At 50.9% G+C, this 22830-nt stretch carries 20 protein-coding genes, 10 tRNA genes, 1 rRNA gene and 1 pseudogene; 1 reads left to right on the plus strand and 31 read right to left on the minus strand.

From position 1 onward, the window contains the following. Positions 1–139 precede the first annotated feature (139 nt). The 30 genes and pseudogenes from FN001_RS14535 to FN001_RS14680 all read right to left on the minus strand — a co-directional run bounded on the left by FN001_RS14535 (position 140) and on the right by FN001_RS14680 (position 21534). A complete protein-coding gene (locus FN001_RS14535; protein WP_142412319.1) occupies positions 140–1372 on the minus strand; it encodes a murein hydrolase activator EnvC family protein in 1233 nt (410 codons plus the stop codon). Between the two features lie 13 nt (positions 1373–1385). Next, positions 1386–2300: a cell division protein FtsX gene (locus FN001_RS14540; protein WP_142412320.1), complete on the minus strand. Its 915-nt coding sequence runs from the start codon at positions 2298–2300 to the stop codon at positions 1386–1388. Beyond that, positions 2290–2976: a cell division ATP-binding protein FtsE gene (gene ftsE / locus FN001_RS14545; RefSeq protein ID WP_118321380.1), complete on the minus strand. Its 687-nt coding sequence runs from the start codon at positions 2974–2976 to the stop codon at positions 2290–2292. The genes FN001_RS14540 and ftsE overlap by 11 nt, the downstream gene beginning before the upstream one ends. Before the next feature lie 3 nt (positions 2977–2979). After that, complete coding sequence (locus tag FN001_RS14550) at positions 2980–4068, minus strand: PucR family transcriptional regulator (RefSeq protein WP_118321381.1); 1089 nt, start codon at positions 4066–4068, stop codon at positions 2980–2982. A gap of 220 nt (positions 4069–4288) precedes the next feature. After that, positions 4289–5386 (minus strand): ABC transporter ATP-binding protein, encoded by a 1098-nt coding sequence (locus FN001_RS14555; protein WP_142412321.1) that lies wholly within the window; start codon positions 5384–5386, stop codon positions 4289–4291. 342 nt (positions 5387–5728) lie between these two features. Continuing rightward, a complete protein-coding gene (locus tag FN001_RS14560) occupies positions 5729–6103 on the minus strand; it encodes a RidA family protein (RefSeq protein WP_118298679.1) in 375 nt (124 codons plus the stop codon). Between the two features lie 21 nt (positions 6104–6124). Then, the gene (locus tag FN001_RS14565) at positions 6125–6967 is read right to left on the minus strand and encodes a CvfB family protein (RefSeq protein WP_118298678.1); all 843 of its coding nucleotides are present in this window, start codon (positions 6965–6967) and stop codon (positions 6125–6127) included. Between the two features lie 131 nt (positions 6968–7098). Continuing rightward, the gene (locus tag FN001_RS14570; protein WP_142412322.1) at positions 7099–7809 is read right to left on the minus strand and encodes an acyl-[acyl-carrier-protein] thioesterase; all 711 of its coding nucleotides are present in this window, start codon (positions 7807–7809) and stop codon (positions 7099–7101) included. A 327-nt stretch (positions 7810–8136) separates the two neighbouring features. Further along, positions 8137–8209: transfer RNA gene (locus FN001_RS14575), tRNA-Gln, on the minus strand. Positions 8210–8252: 43 nt separating this feature from the next. Continuing rightward, positions 8253–8325: transfer RNA gene (locus FN001_RS14580), tRNA-Gln, on the minus strand. A gap of 148 nt (positions 8326–8473) precedes the next feature. Next, on the minus strand, positions 8474–9778 hold the full coding sequence (locus FN001_RS14585; protein WP_142412323.1) for an anti-sigma-I factor RsgI family protein: 1305 nt from the start codon (positions 9776–9778) through the stop codon (positions 8474–8476). After that, positions 9775–10542, minus strand: a complete 768-nt coding sequence (gene truA, locus FN001_RS14590) for a tRNA pseudouridine(38-40) synthase TruA (RefSeq protein ID WP_142412324.1) — start codon at positions 10540–10542, stop codon at positions 9775–9777. The genes FN001_RS14585 and truA overlap by 4 nt, the downstream gene beginning before the upstream one ends. A 130-nt stretch (positions 10543–10672) precedes the next feature. After that, positions 10673–10768: pseudogene (locus FN001_RS18525) on the minus strand (large conductance mechanosensitive channel protein MscL); the annotation flags it as partial. A 175-nt stretch (positions 10769–10943) separates the two neighbouring features. Then, positions 10944–13649, minus strand: a complete 2706-nt coding sequence (locus FN001_RS14600; RefSeq protein WP_142412325.1) for a cation-translocating P-type ATPase — start codon at positions 13647–13649, stop codon at positions 10944–10946. Positions 13650–13722: 73 nt separating this feature from the next. Beyond that, positions 13723–15501, minus strand: coding sequence for a single-stranded-DNA-specific exonuclease RecJ (gene recJ, locus FN001_RS14605; RefSeq protein ID WP_142412326.1), 1779 nt, complete (start codon positions 15499–15501; stop codon positions 13723–13725). Positions 15502–15552: 51 nt separating this feature from the next. Then, the gene (locus FN001_RS14610) at positions 15553–16101 is read right to left on the minus strand and encodes a M48 family metallopeptidase (RefSeq protein WP_118298672.1); all 549 of its coding nucleotides are present in this window, start codon (positions 16099–16101) and stop codon (positions 15553–15555) included. A gap of 56 nt (positions 16102–16157) precedes the next feature. After that, a tRNA-Arg gene (locus FN001_RS14615) sits at positions 16158–16231 on the minus strand. A gap of 203 nt (positions 16232–16434) precedes the next feature. After that, complete coding sequence (locus tag FN001_RS14620) at positions 16435–17871, minus strand: M20 family metallopeptidase (RefSeq protein WP_142412327.1); 1437 nt, start codon at positions 17869–17871, stop codon at positions 16435–16437. A 266-nt stretch (positions 17872–18137) separates the two neighbouring features. Next, a complete protein-coding gene (locus FN001_RS14625; RefSeq protein ID WP_182435729.1) occupies positions 18138–18620 on the minus strand; it encodes a pyridoxamine 5'-phosphate oxidase family protein in 483 nt (160 codons plus the stop codon). A gap of 160 nt (positions 18621–18780) precedes the next feature. Further along, on the minus strand, positions 18781–19107 hold the full coding sequence (locus tag FN001_RS14630) for a branched-chain amino acid transporter permease (protein WP_118604045.1): 327 nt from the start codon (positions 19105–19107) through the stop codon (positions 18781–18783). Between the two features lie 117 nt (positions 19108–19224). Further along, positions 19225–19917, minus strand: coding sequence for an AzlC family ABC transporter permease (locus FN001_RS14635; protein ID WP_142412329.1), 693 nt, complete (start codon positions 19915–19917; stop codon positions 19225–19227). Positions 19918–20046: 129 nt separating this feature from the next. Then, entirely contained in the window at positions 20047–20346 is a 300-nt protein-coding gene (locus FN001_RS14640) for a hypothetical protein (RefSeq protein WP_142412330.1), read from the minus strand. Between the two features lie 262 nt (positions 20347–20608). After that, positions 20609–20692: transfer RNA gene (locus tag FN001_RS14645), tRNA-Leu, on the minus strand. A gap of 37 nt (positions 20693–20729) precedes the next feature. After that, positions 20730–20802, minus strand: a tRNA-Val gene (locus tag FN001_RS14650). Between the two features lie 35 nt (positions 20803–20837). After that, positions 20838–20911 (minus strand) — tRNA-Asp (locus FN001_RS14655). 42 nt (positions 20912–20953) lie between these two features. Further along, a tRNA-Ile gene (locus tag FN001_RS14660) sits at positions 20954–21027 on the minus strand. A 17-nt stretch (positions 21028–21044) separates the two neighbouring features. Further along, positions 21045–21117 (minus strand) — tRNA-Thr (locus FN001_RS14665). Positions 21118–21124: 7 nt separating this feature from the next. Next, positions 21125–21196 (minus strand) — tRNA-Glu (locus FN001_RS14670). A 53-nt stretch (positions 21197–21249) separates the two neighbouring features. Then, positions 21250–21322: transfer RNA gene (locus FN001_RS14675), tRNA-Asn, on the minus strand. Further along, the gene (locus FN001_RS14680; RefSeq protein WP_118532435.1) at positions 21313–21534 is read right to left on the minus strand and encodes a hypothetical protein; all 222 of its coding nucleotides are present in this window, start codon (positions 21532–21534) and stop codon (positions 21313–21315) included. Before FN001_RS14680 ends, FN001_RS14675 begins: the two co-directional genes overlap by 10 nt. Before the next feature lie 191 nt (positions 21535–21725). On the opposite strand from FN001_RS14680, the gene FN001_RS14685 reads away from it, so the two are divergent. Next, the gene (locus FN001_RS14685; RefSeq protein ID WP_118532433.1) at positions 21726–22313 is read left to right on the plus strand and encodes an HD domain-containing protein; all 588 of its coding nucleotides are present in this window, start codon (positions 21726–21728) and stop codon (positions 22311–22313) included. Positions 22314–22733: 420 nt separating this feature from the next. Here FN001_RS14685 and FN001_RS14690 read toward each other — a convergent pair. Further along, a 23S ribosomal RNA gene (locus FN001_RS14690) occupies positions 22734–22830 on the minus strand; the annotation flags it as partial.

Here is a 22830-nt window from a genome sequence, read left to right on the forward strand (position 1 = left end):
TCTTCTCTCCTTCATCCTTCTGCAGCTGTTTTTGTCTGGAGATTTTTCTCTTCCATTGCTGTCTGAAATCCATTATGTACAGCAAAGCCTATCACGATCCGAATTGTCCGCATGATCTGCGCAGCTCTGTCAAAGTCCGCTATGGACTTACATACTTCGTCGGATTCACATAGGAACCGTTCACTCGGACTCCGAAATGGAGATGGGATCCGGTGGAATAGCCCGTTGAGCCGACTTTCGCGATCGTCTGTCCCTTTTTCACACTTTGTCCCTGTGATACCAGAAGACTGGACGCGTGCATATACACGGTGTAGACGCCGCCTCCATGGCTGATCATCACATAATTTCCAGCGGAAGAGCTGTAAGTCGCGATCACGACCTCACCCGCTGCAGCCGCGACGATGGAAGTTCCTGTCGGCGCGCTGATATCGATTCCCTGGTGGTTCGAAGAAGCCCCCTTTGTCGGGGATTTCCGGCTTCCGAATCCCGAAGTGATCCGTCCGCTCGCCGGACACGGCCATGTAAAGCTAATGTCCCCAAGGCTCACTGTTTTATACGTCTGTGCCGCCTTGTTTGCCGCAGCAGCTTTTTTCTTCTCCTCCTCGGCTTTCTTTCTCGCTTCCTCTTCCTTCCGTTTGATTTCCGCCTCGATGGACTTGATCTGGTTTTCCTGCGCCTCGATCGACTTCGCATATTCGGAGATCTGACCTTCTGCGGAAGCGATCTTCGTCTCGTAGTTCTGGAGCTCCGTCTGTTTCGCGGCGAGAAGCTTCTCCACGGACGCCTGTTTTGCCTCCGTCTCATCCTGAAGAGTTAATAGTTCAGCATGCTCTCCTTCCAGAGCTTTCTCTTTCTCTGCGATCTTCTCCTTCGTTGCGGCATACTCATCGAGTTTTTGCCGGTCATAGGAAGAGATTTTTGTGATATACTCCGCCTTGCTTAAAAGCTCCGAGAGGGAACCCGCCTCCATGAGAAGATCCACGTAGGTGCTGTCGCCCTTCTCGTACATATATTTTATCCGGAGCTTCATGGATTCATACTGGCTTTTCTCCGTCTCCTTCGCCTCGGAGAGTTCCTGCTTTGTCGTATCGATCTGCTTTTCCTTCGCGTCGATGTCATCATTCAGCTTTGAAAGCTCATTTCCGATCGATTCCAGACTGGAATCCAGCTTTTTGACATAGGCGGTCGTGTCGCTTTTCAGTCCTTCCAGGTTCTTTAATTCCTGTTCTGTTTTCTTTTTTTCCGCTTCCAACGCCGTTTTTTTGCTCTTCGCGTCACTCAGTCCGCTCTTCGTCGCCTGGGCGGAAAGCGGCGTCGCGAGAACGAGGGCAAAAGACAAGGCCGCAGCCAGAAACTTTCCTGATCTTCTCATTTGTCTCTCCCTCCTACACGCGCAGCTCTCTGCGGATCGTAAAGAAACTTACGAAAAATCCAAGTCCGCCGCCAAGTGCGAGGGCGATCGCCGCCATCGTCGGATAGAAGGTTCCGATCGGCAGGAACTGGATGATCCCCGAGAGCAGCTCAAACCGGTTCATCACATATTCCACGGTCTGGCGGTAAACGAACAGCATGACTCCCAGCGGGATCGCCGCTCCGATCAGCCCCAGGATCGTTCCCTCCACCACAAACGGCGCCCGGATCATGAAATTTGTCGCTCCGATGAGCCGCATGATCCTGTTCTCGTTCTTGCGGAATTCAGCGGCGACAGAGATCGTATTGCTGATCAGGAACACCGCAACGGCGAGCAGCATGGCGATCAGGACGCCGAACAGGAGTCCCAGGATCTTATTAAAGCTCGCGAGGCCGGTTGCCGCACTGTTGGAATAGTTTACCTTGCGGACTCCGGAAAGTCCTTCCAGGTAAGCCACCATCCCGTCCTGATCCGTGATGTTGTTTAAGCAGATCTCATAGGAAGAAGATCCCGCAAGAGGATTATCGTCCGCAAATCCTTCCGCAAGTGCCTCCTCGTCCCCGAAATACTCGCTCTTAAAGCTGTCCCACGCCTCCTCAGCGGAGACAAATTTGATCTCTTTTATGATTCCCGACTTATCCGACTCGATCTTTGCCCCGATGTCTTTGATCTCGTCCTCCGTCAGGTTCTCATCGAAAAATACCGTGATCCCCATCGTTGTCTCCGCCGTGCGGACCATGTACTCGATGTTGGTGATCACAGAAAAAAATACGCAGAATAAAAAAATACATGCAGAAATGATCGCGGTCGACGCAAGGGAAAACCAGATATTTCTGCATATATTCACCAGTCCCTGCTTCATGCAGAACCAGAATGTGCTAATCCTCATAACGGTACCCACTTTCCTCCTCATCACGGATCACCATACCACGGTCGATCGTAATAACACGTTTTTTCATCATGTCCACGATCTCATGGCTGTGCGTGACAACGATCACGGTTGTCCCACGCCTGTTGATCTTTTCCAGAAGTCCCATGATCTCCATCGCATTGTGGGGATCCAGGTTTCCTGTCGGCTCATCGGCAAGCAGGATCTCCGGACGGTTGATCAGAGCCCTGGCGATCGCCACTCGCTGCTGTTCTCCGCCGGAAAGCTGGTGCGGGAAAAACTTATATTTGGAAGAAAGACCTACCATCTTCAACATCTGCGGAACAGATTCCCGGATCGTCCGGCTGGACTCTCCGATCACTCTCTGGGCAAATGCCACATTCTCATAAACCGTCTTATCTTTTAAAAGACGGAAATCCTGGAATACGACACCAAGGCGTCTGCGGTATTTCGGAACATATCTTCTCGGCATTTTCACGAGGTCCATGTCATTAACGACAACACGGCCGGAAGTCGGCTCCACTTCCTTCAAGAGGATCTTGATCAATGTGGATTTTCCGGAGCCGCTCCGGCCGGTTATAAAGACAAATTCCCCATCATCGATCGTGATGTTCACATCCCGCAGGGCTTTCGTACCCCTGTCATAGGTCTTTGTCAGTTTTGAAATTTCTATCATAATTTAGTAGTCCAGATTCTCCATGTACTTCATGTACTTTACAACCATCAGGGCGATCTTGAAGGTGATCGCGTCCTCAAATACGCGCAGATCCAGGCCGGTGCTCTTCTGGAGCTTATCCAGACGGTAAACAAGCGTATTTCTGTGGATGTAGAGCTGTCTTGATGTCTCGGAGACATTCAGGCTGTTCTCAAAGAACTTATTGATCGTTGTGAGTGTTTCCTCATCGAACTCATCCGGGTTCTTCCCGTCAAAGATCTCCTTGATAAACATCCGGCAGAGCGGAAGCGGAAGCTGATAGATCAGACGTCCGATACCAAGGTTCGAGTAAGCAACTACATTCTTGCTGCTGTAGAAGATCTTTCCGACGTCGAGAGCCATCTTCGCCTCTTTGTAGGAGCGGGAGACATCCTTGATCTCGCCGACGATCGTACCGAACGCGATGCGCACCTTGGACATTGCCTCCGTGTTCAGCATATCCAGAATCGTGTTCGCGACCTTCTCAAGATCCTCGTAAGTCTCACCCGGCTTTACCTCGCGGACGAGGATGATATTCTTTTCATCGACAGCCGTGATGAAATCTTTTGTCTTTGTAGAGAACAGGCTCCGCATCGTCTCCAGAGCATTGTTGTCTTTTTCATTCTTTGTTTCGATCAGATATACTACTCGTTTTACATTCGTCTCGATATGGAGCTTCTTCGCGCGGTTGTAGATATCAACGAGAAGAAGGTTGTCGAGAAGAAGGTTCTTGATGAAGTTATCTTTATCGAATCTTTCCTTGTAGGCCACCAGAAGATTCTGGATCTGGAACGCTGCCAGTTTGCCTACCATATAAACATCATCGCTGCCGCCTTTTGCGAGCAGGATGTACTCAAGCTGGTGCTCATCAAACACTTTAAAGAACTGATAACCGGAAATCACCTGGCTGTCCGCCGGAGAATCCACAAACGCGAGTATGGAGCTTTCATACTCTTCCGCATGCTCGAATGTGGAAGCCAGGACCTTTCCCTCCACATCACAGACGCAAAGGTCAATTCTTGTAATCTCTTTCAGTCCTTCGATATTCGACTGTAAAATCTGATTTGAAATCATAGCGTCCTCTCCTTTTCACAGTATCGCGACGATCCAGTACCTTTCTCCTCAGGTTCCACGGTTTGCAGTTCCTTTCGGGATGAATGGCAATCGTTGCAGGCATGGACATATTCACATTTATTCTAATGCAAAATCACAAAAAAGAAAAGAATTTTTTGTATTTTTCACTAAAAAAACAGACCGGATCCCCGTAAAAGGACCGGCCTGCCTGATATTTTGGTTATTCTGCAATGATTTTTTCTGTTTCTTTGTCGAAGAGGTACACATTGTCGCCGGAAATTTTGAAGGACATCTTCTTTCCGGTGAGATTTTCTCCGCCTTCCGCCTTTGCCAGGAATTCATTCTCACCGACACGGAAGCGGATATACGGCGCATCATCGATCTCCTCGCCTCCGATGAGTTCCCCTGTGATCTCACCGTTCTCTCCGTTCTTTGCCGGAGTGACTTTATCCGGGCGGACACCTGTAAAGACCTCCTTGCCCACATAGCCGAGCTCTCTGAGGAGATTTCCTTTTTTCTCTGAGAGCGGGATTGTTCCTGATGAAAACTTCAGAACAACACTGCCGTTCTCCTCCGTCACCTTCGCGATGGATAAGTTCATCCGCGGTGTTCCGAAAAATCCGGCAACAAACAGGCTGCCCGGGTGGTTATAGATATTCTGTGCGGAGTCTTCCTGGCAGATCACGCCTTCGTTCATCACGATCATCCTTGTCCCCAGCGCCATTGCCGTTTTCTGGCTGTCTGTCGCGTAGATCACTGTGATCCCGAGCTCACGGTTGATGTTTGCAAATTCTTTTCTCATCACTTCCTGAACATCCGGATCCGCCTCCGCGATCGTGCGGTCCAGGAGCAGGATCCCCGGGCGGCGCATCAGGGCACGTCCGAGAAGGACACGATATGTATCAGCGGCTGAGAGTTCTTCCGGCATCTTGTCAAGAGTCTCCCCAAGATTTAAGATCTTTGCAGTCTCTTCCACTCTTCTCTCGATCTCCGCCGGGTTCATTTTTGCCATCCGGAGTGAAAACATGAGATTTTCCTCCACGCTCATTCCCGGATAGAGTACACTGTTCTTAAAAAGCATCGCGACGTTTCTCTCTTTCGGATCCGCGTCCGTCATGTCGATCCCATCGATCAGCAGGCTGCCTGAAGTGATCTCCTCAAGTCCGCCGATCATCCGAAGCAGCGTCGATTTTCCGCACGCCGTCGGTCCCACCAGGATCAGAAATTCCCTATCCTTCACTTCCAGATTGAAATCCCGGATTGCCTTCTGGTCACCCGGAAACGTCTTGTTGATATTTTTTAACACTAAACCAGACATCAATTTCCTCCTGATCTGTATGATATATTCATCTGCAGGATTGCAGACTTAACCTATTGTTATATCTATTGTATCCATCATACACAAACAGTACATGTTTTTCCATATGGTTATTCCACAAAAAAATGCGTTTTTTCCATGCATATTCCATAGGACCACTCAGACTTTTTGAAAAATATGCCCTTTTTCCATAAAAACAGACAGACGGTTAGTTAATTTCTTATCAAAATTACCAAAAAGGCGGAGACTGTTTTCACTCACAGTCTCCGCCTTTTTTATTTACGCAAACAACGAGCCAAAGTCCGCGCTTGTGCGAGACCCTGGCGACTGTCGCGATCATTCTTATTTTACTGCGATCGCTTCCATCTCAAGAAGGACATCCTTCGGAAGTCTTGCAACCTCCACGCAGGAACGTGCCGGGCAGTCTTTTGCGAAATATTTTGCATAGATGCCGTTGATCGTTGCGAAATCATCCATGTTTTTGATGAATACGCTTGTTTTTACAACCTGGTCAACAGATGTCCCTGCTGCCTCGAGAAGATTCTTCACATTTTTCATGACCTGCTCTGCCTGAGCCTCGATCCCCTCCGGGATCTCACCTGTCTCCGGGTTTACCGGGATCTGTCCGGATGCAAATACAAAACCATTTGCCTCGATTGCCTGGGAATACGGTCCGATCGCTGCCGGTGCGTTTGTTGTGCTGATAACTTTCTTCATGTGATTTTCCTCCATGATTCCTTATTTATCGATTTTCCGGATGCTTTTCTCCGTGATCTCGATCTTTCCTTCTTTTAACAGATGTCCCACCGCACGCTTGAATGCGTTCTTGCTGAGTTTGAACTCGCGCGCGATGACTTCCGGAGCTGCCTTATCATTAAACGGCAGGACTCCGTCAAACTCTTCAATGACCTTCATGACAAGATCGGCGTCAGAAAAGATCTGGCTTCCCGCCTTGTCTCTCGTTGTGAGGTCAAGCTTTCCGTCCGCACGGACTCTCGTCACACGGACACGGATCTCATCTCCTACCTTGTAGCCGGAAAACAGTTCCTTTTTCGGGATCATTCCCTGGTAGATCCCATCCACCGCAACGAATGCGCCCATATCCGGATTGATCTCAAATACAAATCCATCCGCCTCGTCTCCGGTGTGGTACGGGGAATCACATCTCAGATACTGGTACGCCTTCATGGTCGCCGCGAGACGTTTGCTCTTATCCACGTAGAGGGCAACCAGGCATTTCTCTCCTTTGCGGACCTGGTGGGTCTGCTCCTTAAACGGGAGCAGGAGATCTTTCTCCAGTCCCATATCGAGAAACGCGCCGATCTTTGAGACTTCTTTCACCTCAAGGACCGCCGTCTCACCCAGAGTGACCTTCGGGCGGGATGTCGTCGCGATCAGGCGGTCCTCAGAATCCTTGTAGAGGAACACCTCCAGCTCATCCCCGATCTTCGTTCCCGCCGGTACCTGCTTCTTCGGGAGAAGGACGCCCTGGGCATCCGCCTTATCTCCGTCAGAGAGATAAATTCCAAAGTCCTTCTCTTTGATCACTTTCAGTTTCTGAATTTTTCCGATTTCCATCATGTCTTTCGTCCTCCCGCAGCTGCACCCCGGCATTGTTCACGTTCCATGCAAACAGCAACCCGGATCTTTCCGCTGCGTCCTCTCTTTTTATTTTCACTGTCATGATCCTGCCAACCATCAGCAGGATCCGGTTACATCTCTTTCAACTCGATATTTGCAAACACATCGCCGTCCGGATTGCAGAGCGATACAAGATAGGATTTTCCTTCCCGCGCGCTCCTGATCACGATCTCATCCCCGAGCACAGCCGCTTTCCTGTATTCAGCCCTGATCTCCGAAATTTCCGTCCCGGCCGGAAGAAGTTCTCTCGCAATGTCCACATACTGGGCATTGTTTACATGAAGGTTCGTGTCGAGAAGGTGTTTCATGACCACCATCCGTCCCGTCTCCTCCATCTCCTTCGGCACCTGGATCTTTCTTCCCACATCCTTCATCTCGAGTTTCGGGCTGAACTCCCCGTAAGGAGCTGTGTCCGACTCCATGATCCGCATCGGGCGTCCCGTCTCCGTATTCAGGAGAAACCAGTAGGAATTTGCCTTCACGAGATATTCGTTCTTTTCATCTATGATTGCGAAGTTTCTCAGGGCGTAAAGTCCTTTTACCCCATACGGCCATGTGACCACGCGGATCTTTTCACCCAGCGCCGGGCGTCTTTCGATCATGATCTGCCAGGATGATAACAGCCATGCTTTCTTCTCCTGCTCCAGATATCCGATCCCGACTCCCGCGTCTTCCGACTGCATTGTCGAACAGTCCTGCATATAATTCATGATCCCGGTCAGGGACAGCTTCGCGTCAATATCCGTCTCGCTGTACCGGACCCGGCTGTTTAATTCATACATAATCTACCTCACTGATCGGCAAGATCCGTATTCCGACTCAAAAATCCATTCCCGCGAAACACGCTCTCTTTTTCCGACTTCGCCTGTAACTGTTCAGTACCTTCACAGTCACGAGCAAAAATCCATTAAAAATTGCCTGCGGCAATGGGATTTTTGCCTGCCAGCCCATGTTTTCGTACGGTCAGCGCAGTAAATGCGCAGACCTACTGAACAGTTAGCTTCGCCTTTACATTAACACAAATGGATGTCAAGCGCAAGAAAAAGGTGTACAGTAACAAAAAAGACCATTAAGCCTTGCATTCACAAAGATTAACAGCCTTTTATCAGCTGGGCTACAAGGATTCGAACCTTGAAAATGACGGAGTCAGAGTCCGTTGCCTTACCATTTGGCGATAGCCCAATAATATGTGCTTAAAGCACTTTGACAATATTTAGTTTATAAACTGGGCTACAAGGATTCGAACCTTGAAAATGACGGAGTCAGAGTCCGTTGCCTTACCATTTGGCGATAGCCCAATGCATCAACGAGACATATTATAGCGCAACGACTCTGATCCGTCAACTATTTTTTTCAATTTTTTTATTTTTTATTTACTGGATCCTGCTGCAGGCTTTCCAGTCCGGAAAATTACTGCCTGTGGATGAACATTTTCCCTCACCTGTCTTAATGATTCCGCGGATTATCCGGATCTTCGAAACCAGGGCCCTGCATGTATGCCGGAGTCTTTGTTTCCGGTGTCAGCATTCCGGACGCCGCGGTGGTCTCCGTGACCGCAGCCGTTGTCTCCGAGGCTGTCGGCGCGGCTGTCTCCGACGGCACAGTTTCCGGCGCTGCAGTTACAGCAGGAGCCGTCTCCGCCGGAGAAGTTTCCGGAACGCCGGTCGTCTCATGAGAAGTTCCATACTCCCAGGTATTCCGATTCCGTCTCCGTTCAGAACTTCCATATTCATCGCGCTCAGACTCATCGTCCTCGTCATCCCCGTCTTTCCGGTAGCTTCCTGTATCCTGGTCCACCCAGTCCACGCTCTCTCCGGCTTCCAGGGCTTTCCGGCGTCTCTGCATCTCCGAAAGACCATCGTTCTCCGTAGTCTCTGTCTCTTCGCCCGCAGCAGACTCATCCGTAGTCTCTGTTTCCTGCTTTAAGACATCTTCCGTGCTCTCCTGAGCAGTTGTCTCCTCCTCTGTACTCTCCTCGCTGGCCTTCTCAAACGTCGTCTTTACGATCACCGGCTCCAGCGACAGCTGATATTCATGTTCTTCGATCTCACGGACCAGACGTTTCGATGAATACCCGGCGAGTTCTTCCTTTTCCGGCACTGTGATCTCCGGATTTTCCGCAAACAGACGCTTTAAGAACTCCGCCTTCGTCACCGTGATCCCATATTCCGTCACAAGTTTTTTCGTGTCTGCGTCCTCATCCGCCTCAAACACGTAGACCTTCGCCCTGGACTCCTTTTTCTGGAGCTCGGACTCTGTCTCCTTCTGAACTTCTTTTACGATCTTCTCCGGCGACGCCTTACTGTCCGGATCAGATCTCCGGACAGAGATCAGGATTCCTCCGTCCTCGCCCAGACTGTTATTCTCAGCGAGCCGGTCAAAGATTTTCCCCACAGTGATCCCAAGACTTTTTCCGTCAAACGCATCCATGGAGACTGTTTCATTTGTCCTCGCCATCTTTCCGGATGCCGACAGCACTGCGCCCCTCCTGTTCATGGTAAATTCCATCAGGATATCGGAATTTACTTCCATGATCAGGGACTCTTTCTGGTTCTTTCCAGCCATCAGGACCGCCATCAGGCAGACGGCAGCTGCGCAGGCCGCCAGCGCTCCTCCTGCCCTCGTAAACCACTTTTTCAGGGATTCCGCGGAGAATTCTCCGTCAGCTCCCATTCCCGCTTCCCTTCGGTCCGTCTGCTTTTTCTTCTCCTCAAAGAGTATGTCCTCATGTTCTTCATTCTGATTCATCATACCGTTTTCCTCTCGCCTTCATAAGCCACGTGAAGAAGGAATAAGCCTTCCGGCGGAGCAGTTCTCCCCGCCATGTCCCGGTTCTTTGCCTCCAGGATCACCTTCATTTCCTCCGGTTTCCGCATTCCGCTGCCGATCTCCAGGAGTGTTCCCGTCAGGATCCGCACCATGTTGTAGAGAAAGCCGTTTCCTGTATACAGAAGTTCGATCTTCGTTCCGTGTTCCACGATCTTTATCTCATCGATCCGGCGCACCGTGCTCTTTTTCATCCTGCGGTTCGCACAGAAACTTTTGAAATCATGCTCCCCGATGAGGAAGCCTGCCGCGCGCCTCATGGCCTCCAGATCCAGTTTTTTCCCAAATCCGTAAACATATTTTCGCTCAAACACATTCTTCTTATCCCCGGTCTCCACATAATATCCGTATGTTTTTGAGGAGGCGGACAAACGGCTGTGGAAGCGTTCCGGTGCGAGATCAGCCTCAAGCACCCGGATATCCTCCGGCAGATACCTGTTTAAGTATTCTTTCGCAGTCCCTCCGTCCGGGCAGATCTTCGCGTCCACATGGAAATTTGCCACCTGGCCTTTTGCATGGACTCCCGCGTCTGTTCTTCCGGACCCGTGGACTTCCACTTCCTCTCCCGCCATTTTTAAAAGCACTGCCTCCAGTTTCCCCTGGATCGTATTCTCCGTATTTCCCTGTTTCTGCCAGCCGTCATACCGGTTTCCGTCATATTCCAGCGTAATGCGAATATTATTCTTCATTGTTGTTCCTTCCTGATCTCAAAGCGGACCCGTTCCGGCTTTTCCCGGTAAACAAAAATTCCCGGCAGAATTTTCTTCCTTGATCCGCCGGGAATTTCTGGCTCATCTGCCTGTTACCGCCCGGAAAAGACTATTTGTCTTCCAGCACGGATGTACAATGCGGACAGCGTGTCGCATGGATATTGATTTTTGTTTTGCAGTACGGGCATTCCTTCTCCGTAGCAGGAGCCGGAGCTGCCGGTTTCTCGAACATTTTCTTTGCCAGATGAACAGGACCAATTTTCACCACTATTCTACCAATTTTTCTCTTTGTTGGGAATACCCAGTTCCTGTTTTTTTATCTTTTCCTCAAATTTTCCCCATTTTATCCTGCTTCTGTCCCTCCGCAGTGCTCGTTTCCATCACCGGACTTTCCCCGATGGATCTCCGTCCTGCCCCGTTCCTCTCCCAAAATGCGACAGCAGGAGTAAAAGCTCATGCGCAAACAGCGGCATGGCGGAGAGGATGAGAAGTCTTGCCCATTCTGTCTTCGTGAGCCGCACGGTCTGGAACGCCGCAACGAGCGACGTCTGTTCCGTCACCACAAACTGCAGAGAGAATCCGACCGCCAGCGCCAGAATCATCAGCCGGTTATTCACAGGATCCATCCGGAAAACAGACTTTTCCACATCCCGCATCCCGATCGCGTGGAAAAGCTGGGACAGTCCCAGGACGGTAAAGGCATACGTCTGGCAGTGCGCCAGGATCATGGGATCTTCCAGCACTTTTCTGATCCCGGCAAGTGCAGCCGGTCTTCCACTCCCGACAAGAAGAGCTGCCGGAACGACCAGAAAAGCGGTCAGGCTGATCAGTGCGATAAGAAATCCATAAAACACCGTGCAGATCCCGCCTCCGTGGGCAAACAGGCTCTCTCCCGGTCTTCGCGGCTCCTTCTCCATCAGCTCCATTCCGTCGCACACATCCGTCCCCAGTGCCAGCGCCGGCAGAGAATCCGTGATCAGGTTGATCCAAAGGATGTGGCTTGCCTTGAGCGGGGCTGGCAGCGAAAACAGGATTGCGAAAAACATGGTCATGATCTCCCCAAAGTTCGAAGAAAGCAGAAATATCACCGTCTTTTTGATGTTTTCATAGATCTCTCTTCCTTCCTCAATGGCATTCCGGATCGTGGCGAAATTGTCATCCGTCAGAACGATGTCCGCCGCCTGTTTTGCCACATCAGTCCCGTTCTTTCCCATGGCGATCCCCACATCAGCCGCCCTTAAAGACGGAGCGTCGTTTACCCCGTCCCCGGTCATGGCGACGATCCCATCCGCCTTCTTAAATGCCTGAACGATCCTGACTTTGTGATCCGAGGAGACCCGCGCGAACACCCGGATCGATCCGATCCGTTTCTCAAGCCCGTCGTCACCCATCCTGTCTAATTCCTCCCCGGTCACGCACTGGGCCGGGGAATCCGCGATCCCAAGCTTTTTTGCCACTGCCAGGGCCGTATTTTTATGGTCCCCCGTGATCATCACCGTTGTGACCCCGGCGCGGCGAAATTCCCTTACCGCCTCCGCGGCCTCCGGGCGCACCGGATCTTCCAGGACCGCCAGCCCCAGGAATGTCATCCCTCGCTCGGACATGTCATTCCCGTTCTTCATGGCTGCCCCCAGGACGCGTCCGCCTGACGCGGAATAAGCGGAAAACTGTCTTTCATATTTTTGTCTCCGCTGCTCCGTCATGGGATGGATCCCCATCTCGTCCTTATAGTGGTCACACCGTTCCAGGATCACATCCGGCGCCCCTTTCGTGAATGAGACGATCCTGTCCTGTCTCCGGCATACCGTCGTCATCCGCTTCCGCTCCGAGTCAAACGGCAGCGCTGCGCTCCTGACCCACTCCCTTCTCAGCTTCTCTGACCATCTTTCGTTTTCCCAGCCTCTCTTCTTTCTGTCTCTGACGTCCGTCTTTTTCTGATCTTCGCTTTCTCTGTCCGCATAGAGTAAAAATGCCGCCTCCGTGGGGTCCCCGATCACCTCCCGCTTCCCCCATTTTGCATCATTGCAGAGAAGAAATGCCGTCAGAAGGAGTTCCGGATCCCCGTCCAGTGCCTGCACCGTCATCTCGTTTTTTGTCAGCGTACCCGTCTTATCCGAGCAGACCACATTGACAGCTCCAAGCGTCTCCACCGACGGCAGCCGCCGCACGATCGTGTTTACTTTTGCCATCCTGGAGACTGAGAGTGCGAGAACGATCGTGACGACCGCCGGAAGTCCTTCCGGGACCGCCGCCACCGCCAGGGAGATCGCCGTCAGGAACATCTCCCCCGCATCCCGCTTCTGAAAGATCGCCATCAAAAATAAAACAGCGCAGAGTCCCACCGCCAGGATGCTTAACATCGTCCCGAGGTCTCCTAACCGCTTCTGCGGCGGGGTGATCCCCCCCGGCGTCTCGTGGATCAGCTTTGCGATCCCGCCGATCTCCGTCTCCATTCCCGTCGCTGTGACGATCCCCTCGCCGCTCCCGACTGTCACAAATGTGGACATGTACGCCATATTTTTCCGGTCCCCCAGCGGGGTATGCGCCCCTGCCAGAAATCCTGCGTCTTTCTCCACGGGAACCGACTCCCCCGTGAGTGCCGATTCCTGCGTTTTTAAGTTCTCCGCAGTGATCAGCCGGAGGTCTGCCGGAACCTGCTGCCCGGCACTGAGCAGCACGAGATCCCCGGGGACCAGCACGGCGGAATCCACCTCAAGGATTCTCCCGTCCCGCCGCACCACGGCCGTGAGCCTCGTCATCTTCTTTAAGGAATCCAGCGCTTTCTGCGCCTTTCCTTCCTGTGCCACTCCCACCGCCGCATTTAAGAGCACGACTGCCACGATGATCGCCGCGTCGCCCTGTTCCCCTAAAAGGACTGAGATCACACCGGCAGCTAACAGTACATAGATCAGCGGATCCATGAACTGCCCGATCAGCCGTTTTAGGACAGACGGAGGCTTTTTCTCCTGCAGTTCATTTTTTCCATATATGGACAGCCGCCGTTTTGCCTCCCTGTCGGACAGACCGCCTGGATCCCCGGCATCCAACTCCCGTTTTACGTCAAAGACTGTTTTTTCTTCAAACAAAAAATCCCCCCATCCTCTCCTGCTTTTAGCAAGTTTATGAGGATGGAGGGAAAAACATACCCGGCCGCGTCTCTCAATGAAATTTATAATTTCTGATCACGGCCTGCAATGTCCTTGTTCCATTATATTCATTTACATCCGGGTAGTAGATCATATCGATCATATTTCTTCCCGCCTGCTCCTCAAGGAACCGGTCCCCGTCGGCAAACAAAAGTCCGTCCACCGGCTGCCCCGTCTCCGTCACGAGATTCAGCTTTACGACATTCCGGTTCTTTCCGAGAACTCTCGCATTCCGGATCACCAGACTTTTCTGCGCGAACAGCGGTTTTTCATTTCCCTGTCCGAACGGCTCCAGGTCCTTTAACTCCTGGACGATCTTCTCGTTCACATACTCGAACGGCATCGGGACGTCGATCCAGATCTTTGGCACAAAATCTTCCTCCGTGAGCTCTGCGTCCGCGTTTAACCGCCTCCGGAACTCATCGATATCCTTTTCTTCCAGGGAAAGTCCTGCTGCCATCGGATGTCCGCCGAACTTCACGAGGAGATCCGAGACTTTGCAGAGTCCCTGGTACATGTGATACTGCTCGATGGAGCGGCCGGAACCTTTCGCCGTGGTCTCTCCGCGGGTCAGCACAAAGGACGGCTTGTGGAAATGTTCCCGGAGTCTTCCGGCGATGATCCCGGCTAACGATTCATGGCACTCCGGAAGAAATACAACGAGTACCTTATCGTCCATGTACTGTTTTTCCACCTGCTCGATCGCTTCCGCCTCCCCTTTCGCGGTCATGTCCTTCCGCATATCGTTGAGTTCTTTAAGCTCATCCGCCATCTCGCCGGCCCGTTCCGGATCTTCCGCCAAAAGCATCCGCAGTGCGACCTTCGCGCTCTTTAACCGGCCTCCGGCGTTTAAGCAGGGACCGATCACAAAGCCGATATGGTACGCGCTTAAATTTTCGATATCCAGGTTATTTTTTTCTATAAGTTTCCGGAGTCCGGTATTCTTCGTCGATCCGATCTTTTTGAGACCATATTTTACAATCAGCCGGTTCTCGTCCTGGAGCTTCATGACATCCCCCACCGTAGCGATGGCGGCGAATTCCAACAGGTCCATCCACTCACTCTCCGGGATCCCAAGCTTCTCATACAGCACCCGGATGAGCTTCCAGGCGACCACAGCGCCGCAGATCTCGTGGAACGGGTAAGTCTCCCCGTCCTGCTTCGGATCAACCACAGCGTCCGCCGGAGGCAGGATCTGACCATACTCATCGACCGGAACTTCGTGGTGGTCCGTCACCACGACCGTCATTCCCAGCTGTTTCGCGATGCTGATCTCACGGAGTGCCGCAATCCCGTTGTCGCAGGTCACGAGCGTATCCACTCCGTCTGCGGACGCCTGGCGGATAATCGACTCGTTGATCCCATATCCGTCCTTGATGCGGTCCGGGATCTCATAATCGATCTGAGCATCATTTTCTTTCTCGACGCTGTATCGGCCTGCCTCCAATGAGCACCGCTGCGATAGTTCTTTTGCCGCCCGCTGAAATCCCTTTAACAAAATATATGTCGAGCACACGCCGTCGATATCGTAATCCCCGATGATCCGGACATGCTTTCCCTCTTTCAGCTTTCTTACGATCAGCTCCGCCGCCTGCTCCATCCCCTTCATCAGACGCGGATCATAGAGATCGTCCAGCGTCCCATAAAGATATTTTCTCATCTCCGCTTCTTCCGTCAGTCCGCGGTTTCTCATGACCCGCACCGCGACCGGGCTGACTCCCAGCCGCATGGCGAGACCGGAAAAATCCGCCCGCTTCGTCTGCACCATCCAGAGTTCTTTCTTTTCCTCCATGTTTTTCTCCCGTTATTTTTTACCGTTTTTCTGCCAGATAAAAGTTTTCCATCAGTATTTCTGTCCATTTACTTTCAGCCACTGCCGCCGTTCCCTGTAATCCGGCAGGATTTTCCCGACTTCCGCCCAGAATGCCGCGCTGTGGTTCATCTGGAGTCTGTGGGCGAGCTCGTGCACCACCACATAGTCCAGGATCTCCGGAGGCATCAGCACCAGTTTCCAGTTAAAATTCAAGTTTCCCTTCGCACTGCAGCTTCCCCAGCGGGTCTTCTGCTCCCTGATCGTGATCGTCCCGTAAGAGACTCCCATGAGCGGAGCATAATGGCTGCATCGGGCTCTGATCGCCTCTGCTGCCCGTTTTCTGCCTTCCGCCCGTTCTTGATCCGTGTAGGACGGACGCTCCGCCATGATCCGCTCTCCGGCTTTCAGGCGCACCTCGATCCAGTCCCGGTGTCCCTCGACAAACCAGTCCGCTGTCTGCACCGGCGTCCGGTAAGGCGCCCGGACCGTGATCGTCCCGTCGAGATCCACTTTTAAGGACATGGACCTGCGCTTCGCCCGGATCAGTTCATATGTAAAATGTTCTGTCTTTCTCTTCATATGCTGTCTCCTATGATACGAAAAAAGGCACCTGCTAATGCAGATGCCTTAATCAGCGCGCCAGAGAAGATTCGAACTCCCGACACTACGGTCCGTAGCCGTATGCTCTATCCAGCTGAGCTACTGACGCACATTTGAGAAGTCTTGGTGAACCGCAACTCACTCAACGAAAAGTATTCTACTACATATTTTCGTTTCTGTCAACACTTTTTGAAATTTTTATTCAATTTTTTGTTTTACCGATCGCGGTGCGCAAAAACAGCTCAGCCGCGCACCGCAATCATGGTTCAAACAATCCAATTCCTATGCAGGATCACCCGCAGTACGATCTCCTTACCAGATCGACGGTTTCAGATCTGTCGGAAGCGGATTCGGATATGTCTCTCCGTCCAGCTCTTCCTTCCAGTCTGCCTTTGCTTTTTCGATCAGCTCCGGATTCAGGAGAAGCTCAGCGCCGACATAAGCCATGACTTTCGCTGCCGCCAGCATTCCCTTATGGGCGATCGATGATTTACCTTGGGCAACCGCTACCCAGGAGTGGAGCGCAGTACCTGCTGGGAAACAGCTCGTGTAGACCTGTCCTGTCGGAACGACCCAGCTGACATCTCCGACGTCCGTGGATCCGCCTCCGCCGTAAGAAGTATTCTTATCAACAATGAAATCCCACATCGGGCTCTCTAAAAGCTCCTGACGGTGCTCTTTTCCTCCGATCGCGGATGCCTGATCTTTTAATCCTTCTTTATCAAGTTCCGTGATGACGCCCTGGAACTTCTTCGCATAGGCAAGCTCTTCCTCTGTGTAGCCGACCGGGATAACATGTTCCAGGTTCTCCTGGACAAGATCCGCAAGAGTGTCATTATTGATCAGGTTGGAATAGGCCGCAACCTGTTTGATATCCACCGTTGTTCCGGTGATCAGCGCAGCGCCCTTCGCAATGTCGCACATCCGCTCATAGAGCTTCTTCACCTGGGTTACCTTCGGTGCGCGGATCGCATAGAGGATCTGGGCTTCCGCCGGGATCACGTTCGGAGCGATTCCGCCGGAGTTTGTGATAGCGCCGTGAACTCTCGCCGCATCGATCATGTGCTCTCTCATATAGTTGACACCGATATCCATGATCTCAACTGCGTCCAGCGCAGAACGCCCAAGCTCCGGAGCACCTGCCGCATGGGAGGAAATTCCATGGAAAGTAAAGAATGCACGGAAGTTTGCCAGATGATAACCGCCCTTCATTGCTTTATTCATGGTATACGGATGCCATGTGATCGCGATATCACAGTCATCAAAGTAGCCGTCGCGGACCAGGTATGCTTTTCCACCTGCATTCTCCTCTGCCGGGCAGCCATAGTAACGGATCGTTCCGCTCATATGATTCTCTTCCATATACGTTTTTAAGGAATCCACCGCAGCCACGGAAGCTGTTCCGAGCAGATGATGACCGCAGCCATGTCCGTTCGTCTTTTCCGGGATCGGGCAGCGTTCCAGGTTGTCTGCTTCCTGCTGAAGACTGGAAAGTGCATCAAACTCACCCAGGAATGCGAGGATCGGCTTTCCGCTTCCCCATTCAGCGATAAATGCGGTCTCTTCCCCCGCAAGATCCGCCTTGATGGAAAATCCTCTGGATTTCAAAAACTCCTGCTGAAGTTTTGAGGACTCATATTCCTGAAATCTCGGCTCCGCAAAGCCCCAGATCGCGTCGCTGATCTTTGTGTATTCGCTGCTCCTCTGATCGATCGTCGCTCCGATCTCTTTTCTGAAATCTGTTCCCATATATATGTACTCCTTTCTATTGTCTGCCTTATTCATTCGCACACTTGCCGTTCGCCATAACCGTGCAAGCACGTTTCTTGCTCACTTTCGCTCTCTTGATTCGCATGAACTTATCGTTCATGCGCACACTCGCCGTTCGCCACAACCGTGCAAGCACGTTTCTGGCTCACTTTCGCTCTCTTGATTCGCATGAACTTATCGTTCATGCGCACACTCGCCGTTCGCCATAACCGTGCGAGCACGCTTCTGGCTCACTTTCGCTCGTGTCATTCGTGTCTCTTGCCTGTTACGGTTTCGGTTATGATTTTCCAGACGGTAACTGCATTTACCATCGGCTCCGCGAACGAATTCTCATCAAAGACCTTCTTCGGACTTACCTGGTTCATGAGGACTGCCAGCGCTTTTTTCTTTTCCGCGGTATCTTCCACCAGACAAGCAGTTCCGTTTCCACAGATACTCTCAAAACTCGTCGTAGACTTGCAGGCTGTATCATAATTGATCGTCAGGACATTCGCCCCGTAAATGCAATATGAGACATTGGGATTTTCTCTGATCCTGTCGAGTTTTGTTCCCTCTTTCGCTCCATGGAAGTACAGTATCAGCTTTCCATCTTCCACTTCCGCTCCGTAATTCAGCGGAATCAAATAAGGACATGGCTCATCGTGGAACGCAACGGTACACACAGTTTCCCGCTTTGCGATCGACACGATATCAGCCATGTCCTTCAATTCTCTGTCTTTTCTTCTCATCCAGACCTCCATTCCAGCCGCCGGATACCGCACTTTCCCTGTCTGCTTCTTTCAGATATATTCAGACTATATTGCAGAAAAAGCACGATCCGCCAGACTTTCCGTAAGATGAGACTATCATATCATAAATTTTTTTATCACACAAGCAGTATACGATCGTTTAAAATACCACCTGGACCAGAAACATATAGAACACTGTCCCAACCGCGATGCTGAGCAGCGTATTCCGTTTCCAGACATGGAGTCCGACAACAGCAGCAGACGCCAGAATTTCCGGGATCCCGTGCGTTCCCGCGAACAGATTCACATTTTTCAGGCAGTACACCACCAGCATTCCCATGATCGCATACGGAAGAACTCCGGACAGATATGTGATATATCCCGGAACCTCCTTCTTGCCGCCAAACACCAGAAACGGCAGAAACCTCAAAAGCATCGTCACACCGGCGCACACTGCGATCAGCGCTGCCGCTCTCAAATCTATCATCCGTTATCCTCTCTCCTTCCTGACTGGACATTTTCCTGCCAGACCAGTTTCATATGTTTCCCACCCAGTCAGTGTTTTCGTTCTTTCATATGTAAATTTTTCAGAAGCGTATCAGAATCATGCTGTTCTCCGGGCACTTTCTGTTCTCTTTCTCCCTCGCATCACCGTCAGGATCACCGTGATCGAGATCATCGACGGGATCAGGAATGATGACGGCCCAAACACCAGCAGGCAGAGTACCGATGCTGCCACTCCGGCCATTGCGCTTCTGTGATCCTTTGTACTCTTCCACTGTTCGGTAAACACCACAAGAAACAGCGCCGTCATGGAAAAGTCGATTCCCTCCGTATTAATGTTCAGCACGCTTCCGAGTACTGAGCCAAGCACCGTTCCGAATACCCAGTAGATCTGATCCAGCAGCGATACCAGAAAGAAGTATTTTTTCTCCTCCACGCCTTCCGGCACATCCCCGCTGCACACCAGCGAATACGTCTCATCTGTCAGCGCAAAGATCAGATACGGCTTATACGGCTTCGTATCTTTGTAGCGTTCCACCATCGAAATCCCGTAGAACAAATGCCGCGCATTGACCATAAGTGTCATAAGCGCCGCCGAGATCAGGGACGCACCTCCCGTTATCAGATCGATCGCCACATACTGCATCGATCCGGCGTAAATAAACACGCTCATGGCGATCGCCCAGAAAACGCCGTATCCTTTTGCCCCGAGCAGCATTCCGAATCCCATTCCCAGGACGATATAGCCCGCCATGACCGGGATCGACCGCTTCCATGCATACTGAAATGTCATCTTTCTTCTCCTGTTCCTGTTTTATCTCACAATCACGTCTGTCCGTTTTCCCTCTATCAGCCGGCATGACAGTTATCGGAATTTTCTGTAATTTTTATAACTCTGTCCATTGTAAAATGCAACTATAATCTATCCGATCTTTGAAAATTTCTTCATAATACCGATAAATTCCAGAACCAGTGCTGATGGATTCTCCGCATACACGATCCCATATGGCACTGTGTAATCCCATTCACAGGGAATCGTGACTAACGATGGGTGAAGCTCTGCCCAGGTTCCGATCGTGACCATGACACTGTTGGTCCGGTCGCACTGATTGAATACTCCGGTGTCATAAGATGCAACATCCTGAATGTGGATCTGCGGATGATTTTTTTCGATCTCATCCCTCAGTGCATCTATAAATTTCGTGTCTCCGCGCTCTACCATCAGAAGATTTTCGCCGTAGAGATCCGTCAGACGGAGTTTTTTCCTGGAGGACAGCGGATTTTGCCTGGAAACCGCACCGATGCGGATATCGCCAGACTTAAGAATATGCGTTAAAAACAGATTGTCTCCGACAACGCTCCCTGTCTCTTTTTAACCTCACACCCTCATCCGATGCACAAAAATCCCTCTTTCCATGTGTAAAAGGAAAGAGGGATTGATCTGTTAAATAAAAAAAGAAGCCTGTAAATACAAGCTTCTTTCATGCCGGTGACCGGACTTGAACCGGTACGGGGTTGCCCCCGAGGGATTTTAAGTCCCTTGCGTCTGCCTATTCCGCCACACCGGCAGACATATAAATATGTCGATGATGGTTTCCCATCGAGTGGGACCTATAGGGCTCGAACCTATGACCCTCTGCTTGTAAGGCAGATGCTCTCCCAGCTGAGCTAAGATCCCAGATATGAAATTTAAAATCCTTATTTCTAAGGAAGCGACCCGGATGGGATTCGAACCCACGACCTCCGCCGTGACAGGGCGGCGCTCTAACCAGCTGAGCCACCGGGCCAAAATATTTTTATCAATAGTATGAACCTTTTACCAGGTAGAGTGGACCTTCAGGGACTTGAACCCGGGACCGACCGGTTATGAGCCGGTTGCTCTAACCAACTGAGCTAAAGGTCCATAAGTTTAGGACTGAAAGCCGATGATCGGACTCGAACCGATAACCTGCTGATTACAAATCAGCTGCTCTGCCAATTGAGCCACATCGGCACATCAATGACCCCAAGGGGATTCGGACCCCTGTTACCGCCGTGAAAGGGCGATGTCTTAACCGCTTGACCATGGGGCCGCGTTCTCATTATTTGTACCAGCAGCTCAATATTGAAACTGGCAAAATAAAAACTCCCCGAGTAGGACTCGAACCTACGACAGCGCGGTTAACAGCCGCGTGCTCTACCGACTGAGCTATCGAGGAATATTTCCTTTGTTCTTGAGCTGTTCCTTAAGAACAGTGCTATTATATAATATGATTTCGCATCTGTCAACCCATTTTTTCATATTTTTTGAAAAATTTCTACACTTTCTTTTTGCAGCTTTCCAGCCCCGGATCATCAGCTCGCTGCTCCTCTCCTGCCTGGAATTCACGCTGAACACACATGAAATCCGATGTGTAATTTCAATCGGCATAAGTTCACCAATTCTTCTCAGAATTACTGTACTCTGCTTTGGTCGCGAACCATTCCCACTAAAGTACATGATTTCATGCTGTACATTTTTCGGATATGCTGATATCATAAAAGGAACTTACCGGTAAGCATTGCAGGTTTACCGGTCATTCCCAACAGCAATTCTATATACATATATGGAGGAGATCAATCATGGATGAACGTTTAAAGCAGCAGCTCGACTTTACACTGGAGATCGATAAGGAGAAAAATATTTTCCGCCAGACACATCTTTCCGGTCACGGCCGACGTGAAAATGATGCTGAACATGCCTGGCATATGGCGATCATGGCATATCTTTTGCGCGAATATGCAAATGAACCCGTTGATATTGCAAAAGTCATGCTGATGTGCCTGATCCACGATATCGTCGAGATCGATGCCGGAGATACTTTCGCATACGACGAAGAAGGATTAAAGTCCCAAAAAGCCCGCGAAGATGCCGCAAAGGAACGGATCTTTTCTATTCTGCCGGACGACCAGAAAAAGGATCTCACCGCACTCTTTGATGAGTTTGAATACTGCGAAACTCCAGAGTCCAGATACGCTCACGCCATGGATAATATCCAGCCACTCCTCCTAAACCACAGTAACAACGGCGATGACTGGAAGCAGCACCAGACCACTTCCGCACAGGTTTATGGCCGCCATGCAAAGACAAAACTCGGCTCTGAGCGCCTGTACGAGCTTGCCGATCAGATGATCCAGGATGCGATCCAAAAAGGATTTATCCAGAAATAATTTCCAGATATCCAGACAGCATGTAAATCTGCTCAGCGCATCCCCTCTGCCTCTGTGGTTTTTGCTGCTGTCGGATGTCTATTGATGCCGCTGATCTCATGGATGCCTCACACGGTCGATTCCAATAATCTTCATTTTTCCGACAAGCTTCATTTTTGCACGAGTGCACATCATTAGCACATCGTGCTTTTTTTATTTAACAGAAAGTATCGAAGACCTTCCTGATAAAAAAATGAAAACACACTTTGCAAGCTTCCTCTTGTCATATCGCGACAGTCACCAAGGTCTCGCGTAGGCGCGGACTTTAGCTCGTTGTTCGCGCAAAATAAAAAGACCAGACATCTCTGCCTGGTCTACTCACACATACCTTCAAAACCACATATTGAACTCCATCAACCTTTGAATCTTCACTTGACCTTCCTGGATAAGCCCTCGACCGATTAGTAACAGTCAGCTCCATGCATTACTGCACTTCCACCTCTGCCCTATCTACCTCGTCGTCTTCAAGGGGTCTTAC

The sequence above is a fragment of the Clostridium sp. Marseille-P7770 genome (assembly GCF_902143525.1).
Taxonomy (GTDB): Bacteria; Bacillota; Clostridia; order Lachnospirales; family Lachnospiraceae; genus Pilosibacter.